Origin of the sequence: Bradyrhizobium sp. 63_E2_N1_3 (assembly GCF_052076005.1) — a bacterium.
Lineage (GTDB): Bacteria > Pseudomonadota > Alphaproteobacteria > Rhizobiales > Xanthobacteraceae > Bradyrhizobium > Bradyrhizobium barranii.
On sequence record NZ_CP197235.1, the window covers coordinates 7,314,285 to 7,331,576 of the forward strand.

At 66.8% G+C, this 17,292-nt stretch carries 15 protein-coding genes; 7 read left to right on the forward strand and 8 right to left on the reverse strand.

Annotated features, from left to right (window positions below; genetic code table 11):
• Window positions 1-288: 288 nt before the first annotated feature.
• Genes AB7531_RS34730 through AB7531_RS34750 form a run of 5 tightly spaced genes read right to left on the reverse strand, consistent with a single transcriptional unit; the run spans window position 289 to window position 3,862 of the window.
• Window positions 289-1,059, reverse strand: a complete 771-nt coding sequence (locus tag AB7531_RS34730; protein WP_063985159.1) for a sulfite exporter TauE/SafE family protein — start codon at window positions 1,057-1,059, stop codon at window positions 289-291.
• Window positions 1,056-2,312 carry a CCA tRNA nucleotidyltransferase gene (locus AB7531_RS34735; protein ID WP_063985160.1) on the reverse strand — a complete coding sequence of 419 codons (1,257 nt, stop codon included), beginning with the start codon at window positions 2,310-2,312 and terminating at the stop codon, window positions 1,056-1,058. The genes AB7531_RS34730 and AB7531_RS34735 overlap by 4 nt, the downstream gene beginning before the upstream one ends.
• Window positions 2,313-2,322: 10 nt before the next feature.
• Window positions 2,323-2,586 (reverse strand): DUF6111 family protein, encoded by a 264-nt coding sequence (locus AB7531_RS34740; protein ID WP_014497409.1) that lies wholly within the window; start codon window positions 2,584-2,586, stop codon window positions 2,323-2,325.
• Window positions 2,583-3,254, reverse strand: a complete 672-nt coding sequence (locus AB7531_RS34745) for a CoA pyrophosphatase (protein WP_063985161.1) — start codon at window positions 3,252-3,254, stop codon at window positions 2,583-2,585. The genes AB7531_RS34740 and AB7531_RS34745 overlap by 4 nt, the downstream gene beginning before the upstream one ends.
• On the reverse strand, window positions 3,251-3,862 hold the full coding sequence (locus AB7531_RS34750; RefSeq protein WP_063985162.1) for a DUF1285 domain-containing protein: 612 nt from the start codon (window positions 3,860-3,862) through the stop codon (window positions 3,251-3,253). The genes AB7531_RS34745 and AB7531_RS34750 overlap by 4 nt, the downstream gene beginning before the upstream one ends.
• 257 nt (window positions 3,863-4,119) lie before the next feature.
• On the opposite strand from AB7531_RS34750, the gene AB7531_RS34755 reads away from it, so the two are divergent.
• From AB7531_RS34755 to AB7531_RS34780, 6 genes are all read left to right on the forward strand, one after another.
• Window positions 4,120-5,118 carry an AAA family ATPase gene (locus AB7531_RS34755; RefSeq protein WP_063985163.1) on the forward strand — a complete coding sequence of 333 codons (999 nt, stop codon included), beginning with the start codon at window positions 4,120-4,122 and terminating at the stop codon, window positions 5,116-5,118.
• Window positions 5,118-6,062, forward strand: a complete 945-nt coding sequence (locus AB7531_RS34760) for a DUF58 domain-containing protein (protein ID WP_063985164.1) — start codon at window positions 5,118-5,120, stop codon at window positions 6,060-6,062. Before AB7531_RS34755 ends, AB7531_RS34760 begins: the two co-directional genes overlap by 1 nt.
• Window positions 6,059-8,872 carry a DUF4159 domain-containing protein gene (locus tag AB7531_RS34765; RefSeq protein ID WP_063985165.1) on the forward strand — a complete coding sequence of 938 codons (2,814 nt, stop codon included), beginning with the start codon at window positions 6,059-6,061 and terminating at the stop codon, window positions 8,870-8,872. The genes AB7531_RS34760 and AB7531_RS34765 overlap by 4 nt, the downstream gene beginning before the upstream one ends.
• A 7-nt stretch (window positions 8,873-8,879) precedes the next feature.
• Window positions 8,880-10,943 carry a hypothetical protein gene (locus AB7531_RS34770; protein ID WP_063985166.1) on the forward strand — a complete coding sequence of 688 codons (2,064 nt, stop codon included), beginning with the start codon at window positions 8,880-8,882 and terminating at the stop codon, window positions 10,941-10,943.
• 145 nt (window positions 10,944-11,088) lie between these two features.
• Entirely contained in the window at window positions 11,089-11,493 is a 405-nt protein-coding gene (locus tag AB7531_RS34775; protein ID WP_063985167.1) for a DUF2946 domain-containing protein, read from the forward strand.
• A 147-nt stretch (window positions 11,494-11,640) separates the two neighbouring features.
• Complete coding sequence (locus AB7531_RS34780) at window positions 11,641-14,028, forward strand: TonB-dependent receptor (RefSeq protein ID WP_063985168.1); 2,388 nt, start codon at window positions 11,641-11,643, stop codon at window positions 14,026-14,028.
• An 83-nt stretch (window positions 14,029-14,111) separates the two neighbouring features.
• On the opposite strand, the gene AB7531_RS34785 is transcribed toward AB7531_RS34780, so the two are convergent.
• From AB7531_RS34785 to AB7531_RS34795, 3 genes are read right to left on the reverse strand one after another with little or no spacing between them, the layout of a single operon-like run.
• Window positions 14,112-14,594 carry a GNAT family N-acetyltransferase gene (locus AB7531_RS34785; RefSeq protein WP_063986634.1) on the reverse strand — a complete coding sequence of 161 codons (483 nt, stop codon included), beginning with the start codon at window positions 14,592-14,594 and terminating at the stop codon, window positions 14,112-14,114.
• 30 nt (window positions 14,595-14,624) lie between these two features.
• Window positions 14,625-15,140 (reverse strand): GNAT family N-acetyltransferase, encoded by a 516-nt coding sequence (locus AB7531_RS34790; protein ID WP_063986635.1) that lies wholly within the window; start codon window positions 15,138-15,140, stop codon window positions 14,625-14,627.
• 53 nt (window positions 15,141-15,193) lie between these two features.
• Window positions 15,194-16,366, reverse strand: a complete 1,173-nt coding sequence (locus AB7531_RS34795) for a hypothetical protein (protein WP_231144348.1) — start codon at window positions 16,364-16,366, stop codon at window positions 15,194-15,196.
• 123 nt (window positions 16,367-16,489) lie between these two features.
• Here AB7531_RS34795 and AB7531_RS34800 point away from each other — a divergent pair, with 123 nt between their 5' ends.
• Window positions 16,490-17,239: a glycosyltransferase family 2 protein gene (locus AB7531_RS34800; protein WP_441280238.1), complete on the forward strand. Its 750-nt coding sequence runs from the start codon at window positions 16,490-16,492 to the stop codon at window positions 17,237-17,239.
• Window positions 17,240-17,292: the final 53 nt, after the last annotated feature.

A 17,292-nucleotide genomic window follows, 5' to 3' on the forward strand; every position in this document is an offset into this window, starting at 1 on the left:
CGTCGAGACCACGATGCGTGCGCATGCCTGCGCCCGCTTCCATTGATATGAAGTCTCAAACCTGCCTCGACGGTGCTACTGAAGCATTTCAGTCCTGACATGCCCGATTGCAGTTGTAAGAAAGCGTCCCGCTTGGCCCACCGGCCCACGGCCGTCATCGGCGGAAATCTTTTCAACCCCCGGCAGTCAGGATCGGGCGTTTCGGCTAGCATTTGGTGGCGTGCAAGCATCGGGACGGAATGTCCGTCCTTGAAAGGACATCGCGAACGCCAATCGGACCGGAGTCATCTATGCGATCAGCGACCTTGCCGCAGCCGAGATCATCACCAGCCCGCCGGTGATCACGGCGACGTCGAGGATCGCCGTGTGGATATGCACCGGCATGCGTTCGACAAAAGCCTTTGCGAGGAACGCGCCGGGGATCGCAATCGCGCCGATCAGCAGCGCGAAGGCGAGCACCTGCGCATTCACCGCGCCGGCAAGGCCGAACACCGAGATCTTGATGAGACCGGTGCCGAGCGAGATCATCGCATCGGTCGCGATCACGGCGGCGCCTTCGAGGCCCGCGGCCATCAAGAGCGAGAGCAGGATCACGCCGGAGCCGGAGGTGCCGCCGACCAGCACGCCGTAACCAACGGAGCCGGCGGCAAGGCCGGTGTCGCCGATCCTGACCTGGCGGCGGCGGAGCACGCGGCGCAGCGGCACGCTGAGGATCAGCATGGAGCCGATCACGAGCGCGGCGCCCGCATTGGTGAGGCGCGTGTAGCCGTAGGCGCCGAGCGCGGTCGTCAGCGCCGCACAGGCGAGCACGATCAGCGCGCGGCGGCGATCGGCATAGCGCAGATAGGCGAGCGCGCGGCTTGAATTGGTGAAGATCGCGGAGATCGCGATGATCGGCACCACGGGCTCGGCGCCGACCAGCGGCACCAGCACCAGCGGCATCAGCGCGCCGGTGCCGTAGCCGGCGAGACCACCGATGATCGAAGCAAACAACGCCATCAACGCGACCAGCAGGAGCTGAAGGATCGAGATGTCGGCGAAGCCTGAGACGATGGTCACGTTCTCTCATCGCGGCTGACGCGTGCCGCTGCTTGATCGGCGATGGAAGCGAGCGCGGCTTCCTCTAGGGGAAAATCCGCCGCAAGCCAAGCGTCCTCGGCAAGCGTCAGCACATGCCCGAGCGCGGGTCCTTCCGCCATGCCGCGGGCGATGAAGTCGGCGGCGCGCAGCGGAAATTTCGGCGCAATCCAGCGCTGCGGCAACTCGGCGAGCGCACGCCAGCGCGACGATCCGACGTCGCCGCCGGCCCGCGCCCAGCCAAGCAACACGCGATCGTGATAGCGCTCCGCGCCGAGCCGATAGAGCAACCGCCGCGCATTGGCCTCGTCCTTGGTGGCGAAGCGCCACCAGCGATGCCCCATCGAATCCAGCGCCTTGCTTTCTACATTGGAGAGCCGCAAGCGCGTGGCAACGCGCTTGGCATCTTCGGTCACGGCGACCGTCAGCGCGGCGAGCCGCCGCGTGCTGCTTGCCGGCAAGCCAAGCTCGCCCTCGATCGCGATCATGGCCGACAGCGGCCCGGTATAGACGACGCCTCCGCTCAGCACTTGCAGCAACCCGCCATCCGCCATCGCGACCGCGGCGTCAGAGGCACCGTGAGCGACCAGCAGCTTCAGCATCTCCATGCGCACCCGCTCGGCCGACAGGCTCGCAAGACCCGCGCGGCCGCGGATGCAGGCGAGATAGCCGTCGCGGTCGGGCTTGCCGGCCCCGAAGGCGGCGTGGATGCGGAAGAAGCGCAGGATGCGCAGGAAATCCTCGGCGATGCGCTGGTCGGGATCGCCGATGAAGCGCACCCGCCGCGCGGCCGCATCCGCGATCCCGCCGACATAGTCGTAGACGACGCCCATCGCATCGGCCGAAAGTCCATTCATGGTGAAGTCGCGGCGCTCGGCGTCCTTCACCCAGTCGCGGCCGAACGCGACCTTGGCCTTGCGGCCGAAGGTCTCGGTGTCCTCGCGCAGCGTCGTGACTTCGTAAGGTTGCCCGTCGATGACCAGCGTGATGGTGCCGTGGTCGATGCCGGTCGGCACGCTCTTGATGCCGGCAGCCTTGGCGCGCCGCATCACCTCGTCGGGCCGCGCCGTGGTCGCGATGTCGATGTCGCCGGGCACGAGACCGAGCAACGCATTGCGCACGGCGCCGCCGACCACGCGCGCTTCCTCGCCGTTGCCGTTGAGCAGCGTCAGGACGCGCGCCGTCCCGCCAGAGGTCAGCCAGGGCGCATTGGCGAGTAACGGCTCTGCGCTCATGGTCCAGCCCCTATTTTTCCACGCCCGGCACGAGCCTGCCGTTCTCGATATGGGCGGGAACGTAGGTCGAATCCGGTGCGGCGCCGGAGAAATGCGCGAAGCCGATCAGCCCCGCGATGACAAGCACGAGCGCGGCCAGGACAAGGCGCGCGACGACGGTGACCGGCCAGGACGATCGCGCGAACAGGCCGGAGCGGGTGGCGGCCAGGAACAGCGCATAGACGGCAAAGGGGATGAGGAAAATTCCGATCTCGGTCAGAACCGGCCGGATCATGATGAGTAGATCCGCTCATACAGCACACGCAACATTCCGGCCGTCGCACCCCAGATGTAGCGTTCCGCGAACGGCATCGCGTAGTAAAAGCGCTCCATGCCGCGGAATTCCTTGCTGTGCACCTGGTGGTTCACCGGGTTCATCAGGAAGGATAGCGGTACCTCGAAGGCATCATCAACCTCCGAATGGTTGATGGTGAGCTCGAAGCCGGGCCGCACCTTGGCGACCGTCGGCAGGATGCGGAAGCCGAAAGCGGTGCCGTAGAGATCGAGATAGCCGATCGGCTCGACGAAGTCTCTGGACAGGCCGACCTCCTCCTCGGCCTCGCGCAAAGCCGCATCGAGCGGCGAGGCGTCGATCGCGTCGATCTTGCCGCCGGGGAAAGCGATCTGGCCGGCGTGGTCATTGAGATGCGCCGAGCGCTGCGTCAGCAGGATGGTCGGCTCGGGACGGTCGACCACGGCGATCAGGACCGCAGCCGGCCGCACCGGCTGCTCGCGCGCGACGATCTCGAGCATCTTGTCGGTGCCGGGATCGCCCGAGGCGGGGATGACGTTCGGATCGTAGAGGCCGGGCGGCACGTCGAACCCGAGCCTCGCCCGGGATCGGGCGAAGAAATCGGCCGCGCCGATCACGACCGGACCGCTCTTCAGGATAGGCTTGTTCAAAGTGCGGCCCTCACCTGCTCCGCGTCGGCCATGGCGAAGAATTCGCCGGCCGACTCGACGCCGAACATCGGCTGGCCATCGACCATCCGCTCCTCACCCATGTCAACCAGATCGTAGTAGAGTGCGCGGGTGACCTTGGCCCAGAGATCGGCGCGGACATGCAGGTATGGCGTCAGCCCGCCCTCCCTGGCCTGCTCGAAGCGCAGCCGGTGCGCGGCATCGCAGGTGACCCAGTCGTCGACATTGGTGCGGAAGCGGAGCACGCGATGGTTGTCCTCGCCGTCCTTCTGCATCTCGACCGCCATGAACGGCGCATCGTCGACGCGAATGCCGACCTTCTCCACAGGCGTGACGAGGAAATGCTTGTCGCCCTCGCGCTTCAGGACGGTCGAGAACAGGCGGACCAGGGCGTGTCGTCCGATTGGCGTGCCCATGTAGAACCAAGTACCGTCGGACGCGATTCGGATGTCGAGATCGCCGCAAAACGGCGGATTCCACAGATGCACCGGCGGTAGGCCCTTCGTGGCGCCTTCGGTATTGGCGGCAGTTTTGGCGGCGGCAGTCAGCCCCTCAAGACCTCGATCGGCGCTCTGCCCTTGGTTCGCCATGGTTTGCCCTGACTTTGTCTGTTGGCACGATTGGTGCAGGTTTTACGTTGTACCCGGGTGCGCGGTTCCACACCGGATTAACCCGGTGTGGAGGTCGCCACTTCGTGATGCCCTACATATCCCTAAGCCGATAAGGTGGGGATAGGTTAATTCAACGAATACATGGCCTTCCTGCAAGTCTAGCATAGGGCCCATGTGCGACTTGTGATGATCTGACGACGCAAGCGGGCCGCGTGGCGGACTTAAGGAGCTGACGGATGGCGGAAAGTGTCGAGAAACTGGAAGACGGAATCGTCCGTTCGGCCGAGCAGGTGTCGAGCCAGATTCGCGCGGCGAAAGACGCAATCGCGTCCGTCATCTTCGGCCAGGATCGGGTGATCGAGAACACGCTCGTCACCATCCTCTCAGGCGGTCATGCGCTGCTGATCGGCGTGCCCGGCCTCGCCAAGACCAAGCTGGTCGAGACGCTCGGCATCACGCTGGGCCTCGACGCCAAGCGCATCCAGTTCACGCCCGATTTGATGCCGTCGGATATTCTCGGTGCCGAAGTGCTCGACGAAAGCACCGCCGGCAAACGCTCCTTCCGCTTCATCTCCGGTCCCGTGTTCGCGCAGCTGCTGATGGCGGACGAGATCAACCGCGCCAGCCCGCGCACGCAGTCGGCGCTGCTCCAGGCGATGCAGGAGCAGCACATCACCGTCGCCGGCGCGCGTCACGACCTGCCGAAGCCGTTCCACGTGCTGGCCACGCAAAACCCGCTGGAGCAGGAAGGCACCTATCCGCTGCCGGAAGCCCAGCTCGACCGCTTCCTGATGGAGATCGACGTCGACTATCCCGATCGCGACGCCGAGCGCCGCATCCTGTTCGAGACCACGGGTGCCGAGGAGACGCTGGCGAGGGGATCGATGAACGCAGATGCGCTGATCACCGCGCAGCGGCTGATCCGCCGTCTGCCGGTCGGCGATTCCGTGGTGGAGGCGATCCTGTCGCTGGTCCGCTCGGCCCGTCCGGGCGAGGAGAGCGGCGAGACCGGCAAGTTCATCGCCTGGGGTCCCGGCCCGCGCGCCAGCCAATCCTTGATGCTCGCCGTGCGAGCACGCGCGCTGATCGACGGACGCCTCGCGCCCTCGATCGACGACGTGCTCGACCTCGCCGAGCCCATATTGAAGCACCGCATGGCGCTGACGTTCCAGGCGCGCGCCGAAGGCCGCACGATTCCGGACGTGATCAAACAATTGAAGGCTCGGATCGGTTGATGGCCGCAGACAACGGGCACACAGCGAAGGAGATCATCGCGATCCGACGTGCCGATGGCGAAAGCCGTACGCTCGCCGCTTCACTGCCGCGCCTGGTGCTCGAAGCCCGCCGTATCGCCGCCAACGTCATCCATGGCCTGCACGGAAGGCGCCGCGCCGGTTCCGGCGAAAATTTCTGGCAATACCGCCGCTTCGTCTCCGGCGAGCCGGCGCAGAACGTCGACTGGCGCCGCTCGGCGCGCGACGACCATCTGTATGTGCGCGAGCTCGAATGGGAAGCCTCGCACACGGTCTGGATCTGGCCCGACCGCTCGCCCTCGATGGCGTTCGCCTCCAAGACCGCGCGCGAATCCAAGCTCGAGCGGACGCTGATCGTCGCCTTCGCGCTGGCCGAGTTGCTGGTCTCGGGCGGCGAACGCGTCGGCATTCCCGGACTGATGGCGCCGACCGCGAGCCGCAGCGTCATCGACAAGATGGCGCAGGCGATGCTGCATGACGATGCCGACCGGCTGAGCCTGCCGCCGTCCTTCGTGCCTTCCGCGCTCGCCGAGATCATCGTGCTGTCGGATTTCTGGTCGCCGATCGCGGAGATCAAATCCACGCTCGCGGGCCTGTCCGGCTCCGGCGCGCATGGCACGATGGTGCAGGTGGTCGATCCCGCCGAAGAGTCGTTCCCTTATTCCGGCCGCGTCGAGTTCGTCGAGCCCGAGGGCTTCGGCGTGATCACGGCGGGCCGCGCCGAGAGCTGGGCGCAGGACTACACCGCGCGGCTCGCGCTGCACCGCGACCAGATCCGCGCCGAGACCAGCAGACTCAACTGGCTGTTCACGACCCATGCGACCGACCGCTCCGCCGCCGAGCTCTTGCTGTTCCTGCATGCCGGCATGCAGGTGAGCAAATCGGGCACCCGCACCACGACGATCAAGGTGGGGCCGGCCGCATGATGGGATTGCCGCTCGCCTTCACCGAACCGCTGCTCCTGATCGGCCTCGTCAGCCTGCCGGTGCTGTGGTGGCTGCTGCGCGTGATGCCGCCGCGGCCGCGCCGCATCGAGTTTCCGCCGACGCGCCTGCTGTTCGACATCGCGCCAAGGGAAGAGACGCCCTCGCGGACGCCGTGGTGGCTGACCGCGCTGCGGCTCCTAGCTGCGGCCCTCGTCATTTTCGCCGCCGCCGGCCCGATCTGGAATCCGCAGACCGGCGCCGCCGGCAGCAAGGCGCCGCTGATGATCATGTTCGACGACGGCTGGAGCGCCGCATCGCATTGGGATGTCAGGGTCAGGGCCGCCGACGAGCTGATCGCCAATGCCGACAACGACCGCCGCGCCATCGCGCTGGTGCCGCTGTCCGAGCCGAACCGCGACATCACCCTGATGCCGGCGGGTGCGGCGCGCGTCGCACTGCGCCAGCTCGCGCCAAAGCCCTACTCGATCGATCGCGTTGAAACCCTGACCGCCATCGACCGTTTCCTGAAGGCCACCGGCGACTGCGAGATCGCCTGGCTGTCGGATGGCGTCGACACCGGCCGCGGCGAGGACTTCGTGCAGGGCCTGGGCAAGACCATCGGAGATCGCAGCCTGACGGTGTTCGAAGGCGGCACGTCCTCCCCGCTGGCGCTCGTCGCCGCCGAGAACGCCGCCGCCAAGATGACGGTGAAGGTGCTGCGCACCGACAGCGGCATCGCCGTCGGCACCGTGCGCGCGCTGGACCAGAAGTCTTCGCCGATCGGCGAAGCGCGTTATTCGTTCGGCCCGCAGGACAAGGAAACCGAAGCCTCGTTCGACCTGCCGGTCGAGCTGCGCAACGACATCACGCGGCTCGACATATCGGGCGAGCGTTCGGCCGGCGCGGTGCAACTGCTCGACAAGCGGTGGCGCCGCCGCGCCATCGGCATCGTCACCGGCACGACCAGCGAGACCGCGCAGCCGCTGCTGGCGCCGACCTTCTACCTGACCCGTGCGCTGGCGCCGTTCGCCGACGTGCGGCTCGCCGACCGGGGCTCGCCGCAGCAGGGCATCACGCAATTCCTCGACCAGAAGCTGCCGATGATCATCCTCGCCGATGTCGGCACCGTCGCTCCTGAAATCCGCGAGCGCCTCAACGCCTGGATCGACCAGGGCGGCGTGCTGGTGCGCTTCGCCGGTCCAAGGCTCGCGCAGGCCGAGGACGATCTCGTGCCGGTCAAGCTGCGCAAGGGCGGCCGCACGCTCGGCGGCAGCCTGACCTGGGAGAAGCCGCAGCATCTCGCCGCCTTCGCGGCAAACGGCCCGTTTGCCGGCGTCGCCGTCCCCAAGGACGTCACCGTGAACCGCCAGGTGCTGGCCGAGCCCGACGCGGTGCTCGCCACCAAGAGCTGGGCCTCGCTGGAAGACGGCACGCCGCTCGTCACCGGCGAGCATCGCGGCAAGGGCCTGGTCAGCCTGTTCCACGTCAGCGCCGACATGCGCTGGTCTGACCTGCCGATGTCGGGCACCTTCGTCGAAATGCTGCGCCGGGTCGTCGACATGTCCGGCTACACCGCCAAGCCCGGGCCCGGGGTCGCGGCCGAGGCGAGCACCGAGACGGTGGCGCCGCTGCACATCCTCGACGGCTTCGGCGCGTTCGGTCCGCCGCCGGCCACCGCAAAGCCGCTGCCCGCGGATTATCGCGACCGCGCTACGCCTGATCATCCGCCCGGCTTCTATGGTCCGGCAGAAGGACCGCTCGCCGTGAATACGCTCGCAGCTTCCGACCGCATCGCCGCGCTGAACACCGCAGGCCTGCGCGCCCGGCACGCGACTTACACCAACGCCGAGCCGCGCGACCTGCGCGGCTGGCTGCTGTCGACGGCGCTCGCGCTGTTCCTGATCGACGCCATCATCGTCGCGGTGCTCGGCGGCGGGATCGCCGCGCTGCTGCGCCGGCGCGCCGCGACAGCCATGATCGTCGTCGGGCTGGCGCTTGCAGGCCTGGTGTCGCTTGCGCCCGCGCCGTCGCGCGCCGATGGCGCGTCCGACGAGTTCGCCATGAAGGCGGTGTCGCAAACCCGCCTCGCCTATGTCGTCACCGGCAATGCCGACGTCGATTCCATCGTCAAGGCCGGCATGTCCGGTCTGACGCAATTCCTGGCGCAGCGCACCGCGCTGGAGGCCGGCGATCCCGTCGGCATCGATCCCGGACGCGACGAGCTCGCCTTCTTCCCACTGATCTACTGGCCGATCGTGCCGGGCGCGCCCAAGCCGCCGCAGGATGCCATCAACAAGATCGACGCCTACATGAAGCAGGGTGGCACCGTGCTGTTCGACACCCGCGACGCGATCGAAGCGCCGCCCGGCGAGAACGGCGCCGCACAGACCCCGGGCATGCAGACGCTGCGCGAGATCCTGTCGTCGCTCGACGTGCCCGAGCTCGAACCGGTGCCGCGCGAGCACGTGCTGACCAAGACCTTTTACCTGCTGCGCGACTTCCCGGGCCGTTTCAGCACCGGCCAGACCTGGGTCGAGGCCTTGCCGCGCGATGAGGACGACGACAGCGCGCAGCGGCCGGCCCGCGGCGGCGACGGCGTCTCGCCAATCATCATCACCTCGAACGATCTGGCCGGCGCCTGGGCGCAGCGGCTCGACGGTCAGTTCATGCTGCCGATGTCCGGCGGCGACGCCCGCCAGCGCGAATTCGCCTACCGCGCCGGCGCCAACATCGTGATGTACACCCTGACCGGCAACTACAAGGCCGACCAGGTGCACGCACCGGCCCTGATCGAACGGTTGGGGCAATAGGATCGACATGAATTACGGCATTGCGTTCACGCCGCTTGTTCCCACGATCGTCCTGTGGCTCGCGCTCGCCGCGATCGTCGTCGTTGCGCTCGTGCTGCTGGTGGCGCGTGCGCGCGGTGCAGCCGTGCGCGTGGCCGCGCTGGCGCTGTTCCTGCTGGCGCTCGCCAATCCCTCCTTCACCCGCGAGGACCGCGATCCCCTCACCTCGGTCGCCGCCGTCGTGATCGACAAGAGCCCGAGCCAGAATTTCGGCAACCGCAATCGCGAGGCCGCGCAAGCGCAGGAAGCGCTGGTCGACAGCCTGAAGAAGATCAAGGGCCTCGAGGTCCGCGTCGTCGACGCCGGACAGGCCGATGGCGAGACCGACGGCACAAAACTGTTCGGGGCGCTGGCCACCGCGCTGTCGGACGTGCCGGTCGACCGCGTCGCCGGCGCGTTCCTGATCACCGACGGCCGGGTCCACGACATCCCGGCCAATACCGCCGGGCTCGGCTTCCAGGCGCCGGTGCACGCGCTGATCACCGGGCAGAAGGACGAGCGCGACCGCCGCATTGCGATCACGGCCGCGCCGCGCTTCGGCATCGTCGGACAGACCCAGACCATCACCTACCGCCTCGACGACCAGGGCGTCACCGGCGAGCGCGCCAAGGTCACGATCCGCAGGGACGGCGAGGTCCTGGGCGAGCGCACGCTATCGAGCGGCCAGAGCGCAAGCGTCGACGTCGACATCAAGCATGCCGGCCCCAACATCGTCGAGATCGAGGCCTCGCCGCTCGAGAAAGAGCTGACGCCGGTGAACAACCGCGCGGTCGTCGCCATCGACGGCGTGCGCGACAAGCTGCGCGTGCTGCTGGTCTCGGGCGAACCACATTCCGGCGAGCGCACCTGGCGCAACCTGCTGAAGTCCGACGCCAGCGTCGACCTCGTGCACTTCACCATTCTGCGTCCGCCGGAGAAGCAGGACGGCACGCCGATCAACGAGCTGTCGCTGATCGCGTTTCCGACCCGCGAGCTGTTCCAGCAGAAGATCAACGAATTCCAGCTGATCATCTTCGACCGCTACGCCCGCCAGGGCGTGCTGCCGATCGCCTATTTCGACAACATCGCGCGCTACGTCCGTGCGGGCGGCGCGGTGCTGGTCTCGGCCGGCCCCGACTATGCCTCCAACACCAGCATCTGGCGCACGCCGCTGGATTCGGTGCTGCCGGCTGAGCCGGTCGGCGTGACGGAAAAGCCGTTCTATGCGCATCTGTCGGAGATCGGAAAACGCCATCCGGTCACGCGCGGCCTCGAGGGCTCCGCGAGCGAACCGCCGCGCTGGAGCCGCTTCTTCCGCACCGTCGACACCCGCAATGCGGTCAACCCGCCGGTGATGACGGGCGTCGACGGCAAGCCGCTCCTGTTCCTGTCGCGCTTCGGCGAGGGCCGCGTCGCGCTCTTGCTCTCCGACCATATCTGGCTGTGGGCGCGCGGCTATGAAGGCGGCGGCCCGCATCTTGACCTGCTGCGGCGGATGTCGCACTGGCTGATGAAGCAGCCGGACCTCGATGAAGAGGCGCTGCGCCTCCAGGTGCAGGGCAAGGACCTCGTCGTGGTGCGCCAGACCATGTCGGACAGTGTCCAGCCGGTCAGCGTGACCTCGCCGTCCGGCGTATCGCAGGACCTGACGCTCAGCCCTGCCGATCCCGGCGAGTGGCGCGCCAGCCTGCCGGCCAGCGAGCTCGGCCTGTGGCAGGCGACCGACGGCACACTGAAGGCGCTGATCAATGTCGGCCCGACCAATCCGAAGGAGTTTTCGGAAGTCACCTCGACGACCGAAACCCTGAAGCCGCTGACGCAGGCGACCGGCGGCAATGCCGTGCGCGTGGTCGACGGCACCAGCGTCGAGCTACCGCGCATCGTGCCGGTGCGTTCGGCGAGCGTCTTCGCTGGCGATGGCTGGATGGGCGTGCGGATGCGCGACGCCAGCGTCGTGAAGGGCGTCGGCGTGCTGCCGATCTTCGCCGGCCTGATCGGCCTGTTGCTGCTGCTCGGCGCGTTTGCCGCGACCTGGGTCCGCGAAGGGCGCTAGTTGCCTGAACGACACATCGCGCGGCCACCCGCGCGAGATCGTTTGACTTCCGTTGACATAAGCAGACCGTTCCTGCGATGTTACATTATAACATCGCAGGAAGCCGAGGGGATCGGCGCCTCGCGATGTGGGGTGGCTTTTCCAGATGAAGTGGTTCCGGTCGAATATCAGGCACGGCGCCCGGCTCGCGTTGTTCGCGATGCTGGTGCAGTTCGCGTTGACGTTCGGCCACAGCCATTGGTTCGCCCAGGCCGCGCCCCTCGCACAGTCCTCGCTCCAGCAGACCGACAGCGGCAAGAGCATCGCTTCGATCGACCGCGCCGCGGTCCAGAAGCAATCGCCCGCCGGCCCCGACCGGGAGCAGCCGGGCGAGGACAATTGCGCGATCTGCGCCGTGGTCGCGATGGCGGGTACCGTCGTATCCGCGACGCCGCCTGTGCTCCTGCTGCCGCAGGCGATCGAGCTGCTTCAGCTCACCACCGATGCCGAATTCGTCCATCTGAAATCGGCCGGCACGGCGTTCCAGCCCCGCGCCCCTCCCGCGTCCTGACTCCAGACATCACTTGATCACGCCCGGCTCGCCGCTTTCCGGCGAACGCACGGGAGAAGTTGAAGTCGAATTCCGTCGCGCTGCGACGGCAGGCCGCCTCCGATCAGCACCAAATCTTGCGGACGGCGCCTGACTGGAATCAGGACTATGTCATTTGAATTGCGACGCGCGCAGCGTCTGGGTGGAGCAAGCCTGCTCCTGCTCGGCGCCGCCGCCACATCGGCGCTCGCCCAAGAGCCGGTACAACAGCCTGCGCAAGATAAATCATCGACCGAGATCCCCGCCGTCACCGTGACGGCGCCGAGCCCGATCGTGCGCAGGGTGGTGCCGACCCGCAGCCCGGTCCATGTCGCGCGCACCGGACGGTCGCGCGGCCAGCAACGCGCGGCGGAAGCAACGCCGGCGGCGCCAGCGACGGCCGCCACGCCCCAGCAGGGCGTGCTGCCAATCGTCACCAACCAGTTCGCCACCGTCACCGTGGTGCCGAACGAGGAGATCCGCCGCGAGGGCGGCGGCCAGCTCGGCGATCTCCTGTTCTCCAAGCCCGGCATCACCGGCTCGAGCTTCGCACCTGGCGCCTCAAGCCGGCCGATCATCCGGGGCCTCGACGTCAACCGCGTCGGCATCGTCGAGAACGGCACCAATGCGAACGGCGCATCCGATCTCGGCGAGGATCACTTCGTCCCGATCGATACGCTCGCGACCAATCAGGTCGAAGTGGTGCGCGGGCCGGCCGCCTTGCGCTATGGATCGACCTCGATCGGCGGCGTCGTCAGCGCGACCAACAACCGGATTCCGGACGCGCTGCCAACCTGCGGTGCCCAGCCGTTCCAGAGTTATGGCATGCCGGTGAAGGCGCCACTCGCAACCGCTGGGACATCGCCCTGCGTCACGGCCGAGACGCGTTCCGCGTTCAGCTCGGTCGATCGCGGTGTCGAGAGCGGCGTGCTGCTCGACACCGGCGCCGGCAATTTCGCGTTCCATGCCGACGTCTACGGCCGCAACACGACGGATTACGGCATCCCGAGCTACCCCTATTTGACCGACCAGACCCGGACCATCACAAACGGGCGCCAGCCCAATTCGGCGTCGCGCACGGACGGCGCCTCGATCGGCGGCTCCTACTTCTTCCAGGGCGGCTATATCGGCGCGTCGATCACGCAGAACGACTCGCTCTACCATATCCCCGGCATCGACGGCGCCGACCACAACACCCGGATCGACGCGCACCAGACCAAGATCAACGTCAAGGGCGAGTACCGGCCCGATGCCGCCGCGATCGACACCATCCGCTTCTGGGCTGGCACCACGGATTATCGACACAACGAGATCGGCCTTGCCGATCCCGCCGATCCCAACACCGACGGTGTGCGGCAGACCTTCACCAACAAGGAGCAGGAGATCCGCACCGAGGTGCAGTTGATGCCGTTCAACGCGCGCTTCGCCGAGGTGACGACGGCGCTGGGCTTTCAGGTCGGCCATCAGGAATTGACCGCGCCGAGCCCTGACAATCCCGGTACGCTGTTCAACGGCCTGTGGGACCCCAACAACAACACCCGCGTTGCCGCTTACGCCTTCAACGAGTTCAAGTTCACGGACGCGACGCGAGCCCAGATCGCCGGCCGCATCGAGCATGTCGAGCTGCACGGCACGACGCCGAACTTCCCGCCGGATTATCTACCCGACGGCACGCCGCAGGTGGGCATCGCACGCAATCCGTCCTTCACGCCGAAGAGCGGCAGCATCGGCCTGTTGCAGGACCTGCCGGGCGGCATGGTCGGCAGCATCACCGCACAATATGTCGAGCGCGCGCCGAAGCCGGCCGAACTGTTCTCGCGCGGTGCGCATGATGCGACCGCGACGTTCGACATCGGCAATCCGAACCTCACGATCGAGACCGCTGAGTCGGTCGAGGTTGGACTGCGCAAGGCGACGGGGCCGTTCCGGTTCGAGGCGACCGTCTACTACACGCATTTCGACAATTTCATCTTTCGCCGCCTCACCGGCGTGATGTGCGACGACAGTTTCGCGTCCTGCGGCACGCCGGGCGCCGAGTTGAACCAGGCCGTCTATTCGCAACGCAATGCCAATTTCCGCGGCGGCGAATTCCAGTCGCAGCTCGACGTCGGCGCATTCCAGGGCGGCATCTGGGGCATCGAGAACCAGTTCGACGTGGTGCGCGCCACCTTCACCGACGGCACCAACGTGCCGCGCATTCCGCCGCTGCGGATAGGCGGCGGCGTGTTCTGGCGCGACGACAACTGGTTGATGCGCGTCAACCTGTTGCACGCGTTCGCGCAGAACAACGTCGCCGTGATCGCGGAGACGCCAACGCCGGGCTACAATTTGCTGAAGGCCGAGGTCAGCTACAAGACCAAGCTCGATCCGCGTCTGTTCGGCGCGCGCGAGATGACGGCCGGCATCGTCGGCAACAATCTCCTCAACGAAAACATCCGCAACTCGGTGTCCTACACCAAGGACGAGGTTCTGATGCCCGGCATCGGCGTGCGGGCGTTTGCCAACTTCAAGTTCTAGCCTTGCGACAGCCGGGGCCCGCGGGCCCCGGCACATGCGCGTTGAGTGAACCGTAGCCCGGATGGAGCGGAGCGAAATCCGGGCTACGGGCTGCGCGTCAGCCGCTTCTCGAAGCGCCATTGATCGACGGGGAACGGCCCGTTCGAGGTGTCCGTCATCATCACGAAGGTGCCGGCGTTGCGCCAACCGCTCTTCTCGTAGAACCGCGCAGCGCGCGCGTTGCCGACGGCGCAGGCGAGCCACGCCAGCTCCACGCCGCGCGCGGCAAGGCGGGCCTCTGCGTCGGAGATCAGCGCCGCGGCCACGCCCGCGCCGTGCGCCTTCGGCGATACGAAGAGCTGATACAATTCGTCAGCCCTGACGGCGCAGAAGCCGAGCGGCGCGCCGGCCGGGCCGACGACGCGGATGTCGGGAAGCATGACCGCCAGCCGATCGCGAAAATTCGGGAGCGTGCGAAGGCGGACCAGTTCTTGCGGCGCAAGCGAGGCATGCGACCCATGCCAGGCATCGTGCCACAGCTGAGCGAGATGATCGACTTCACCGGCATCAGCGGGCCGCACCTGCATCATGGATACTCCGCAAGAGGTATCGTAGCCCTAGCCTCGCGCCTTGCTCCAGTCAGGCGTTACCTGCCCCGACACGCCCTCGAAAGCGCCGTCGACGAGCTCGAACACCAGCACGCGCGCGGCGTCGACCGGGCCCGGCATGGTGACGCGGCCCTTCGGCACCGGCTTGAAGCCGACGCGGCTGTAATAGGGCTCGTCGCCGACCAGCAGCACCAGGCGGTGACCTTTCTCCTTGGCGTCCTTCAGCGCGCGCTCCATCAGGAGACGGCCGATGCCGCGGTCGCGGAACGGCGGCTCGACGGTGAGCGGTCCGAGCAGCAGGGCCTGCGTTTCGCCGACCAGCACCGGCAATTGCCTGACCGAGCCGACCAGCAGCGTACCGATGCGGGCGGTGAAAGACAATTCGAGCAGATGGTCGACATGCTCGCGAATGCGGTAAGCGCTGAGCACGAAACGGCCGGGGCCGAAGGTGCGCTCGTGCAGCCGTTCGATCGCCTGGGCGTCGCCGGCGGCTTCCGGAAGGATGGTGAGCGAGAGATCGGTCATGTCGGCATGCGTCTTCGAGCGAAGTGGTTTCAGGTTCGCGTCAGGAAAACGCGTCAATGCGAGATGCGGGATAACATCTCAGACGGCCGCGGTCCATCGGCCTCGTGGGCGATAAAACCCTGTGCCGGACCGCGACTGAGGACCGCCGCGAACAGCAGCGTCCAGAGCGACAGCATCAGGATCGGGATGACATAGTACTGCGTGAAGACCGGATGCGTGGCAAAGAACGCCAGATTCAGCGCGAGATTGCCCGCCACCAGCAACGCGAGTTTCCTGACGCCACCATGGCCGGCGTAGCGCCACAACAGCGCGGTCCCGACGCAGGCGATCACGATCAACGGGAACTGCGTGTCGCGGAGATAGGCCAGCAGCACGGCCGGGTCGAGGCTCGGCGGGGCCGTATCCTGGCCGCCATAGGCCGAGACCAGCGGATTGCCTGAATTGACCAGGTTCGCCGCGAACACCGGCAACAGCCCGACGAGGAACGAAAGGCCGAGCGCGAGACCCGAAACGAACGTCTCGCGGTTACGCCGGATCAGGAAGGACAATCCGAAGAACAGGAAATAGCCGGCCGACAGAACCACGTTGGCGATCCGAAAGCTCGCGGACAGGCCGAGCAGCACGCCGACGGCAGCGACCATCAGCAGGCGGCGCCGGCCTTCATCGACGAACAGTCTTGCGGTGAACAGACCCGCCAGCGCGCAGACGACCATGGTCGGCGCCATCGAATAGCTCGCCTTCGTCGGATTGATCATGAAGTAGATCGAGAGCGCGCCGAGCAATGCGGCGAGCGTCAAGCCGACCTTCTCCTGCGCCCGCCACAAGCCGAACAGCGCAAGGCCGGCGACGATCGCGTTGGCCAGCATATAGAGCGGAACGACCTGGAACCCCTCCGGGAACAGCGCCAGCACGAAGCCCGTGCCCGGCGGCGGCGTCATCACCCATTTGCTGCCGTCGGCAGTCTGGGTGTGGCAGGGTGCCCGCGTCGGTTCGTTCCAGTTCGGAAAATCGATACTGCGCAACTTGGCCGCGAGATAGCCGTCGGTTTCACGGGCGAGACTGGTGTCGAGCCCTTGCCAGCCGAAGCGCTGAAACAGATGCGCCTGCCTGAGATAGCAGATGTCGTCATAGACGCCGCGGCTCTCGCTCCAATGCGAGGTCAGCCTGATGTTGCTGGCCAGAATTGCCAGAAACACAATTGAAAAAAATACTTTGACAGCTCTCATCGGCATTCGCCGGGCGGCCCCCGCAGCTTGAATGGCCCGCCGCCTGTACAGGAAAAGCACCGGCAAGTATAGCAAAGTGGGGATTCTGGAGGTGAGGCGGACGTGGCCGATATGGGACTGGGCTTGGGTTCAACTGACACGTGCCGCAACGGTGCTGCCGCACCGCAGCAGGGCACGTCGCGCGTCCTCATCATCATTCCCTGCTTCAACGAGGAGGCCTCGGTCGGCGGCCTGCTGAGCGAGATCGCGGCGACCGGCCGCGGCTACCACACCCTGGTCGTCGACGACGGCTGGTCGGACGCGACGTCCGCGGTGGCAAGCTGCCGCTCGCCGGTCGCCCGCCTCGCGCAGAATCTCGGCATCGGCGGCGCCGTGCAGACCGGCATCAAATACGCGGCGCGTCAGGATTTTGATTTCTGCATCCAGATCGACGGCGACGGGCAGCATGATCCGCGCGCCATCGAGACGCTTCTGGAGGCCTATCGCAACGACCCGACCAACATCACCATCGGAAGCCGCTTCATCGACCATGCCGGTTTCTGCTCCACGCGCATGCGGCGCGCCGGCATCAGGCTGATCGTGCTTGCGCTCAACGGCCTCTTCAGCGGCGGCCGCATCACCGATCCGACCAGCGGCATGCGTTTGCTCGACCGTTCCGCCATCGCCTTCTTCGCAAAAGCGTATCCGACGGATTTTCCGGAGCCGATCTCGCTGGCCTGGGCCATGCGCGCAGGCCTCACGGTCAGCGAAGTTCCGGTCGAGATGCGGGCGCGGGAGACCGGCGTCAGCTCGATCGACGGATTGAAGTCGGCGAGCTACATGATCCGCGTCCTCGGTTATATCCTGCTCGCGCGCCTCGTGAGGGCGTCATGACGCCGAGCGTCCCCGTTCCGATTTGTGGTCTCATCATCTCGTCGAACATTCTG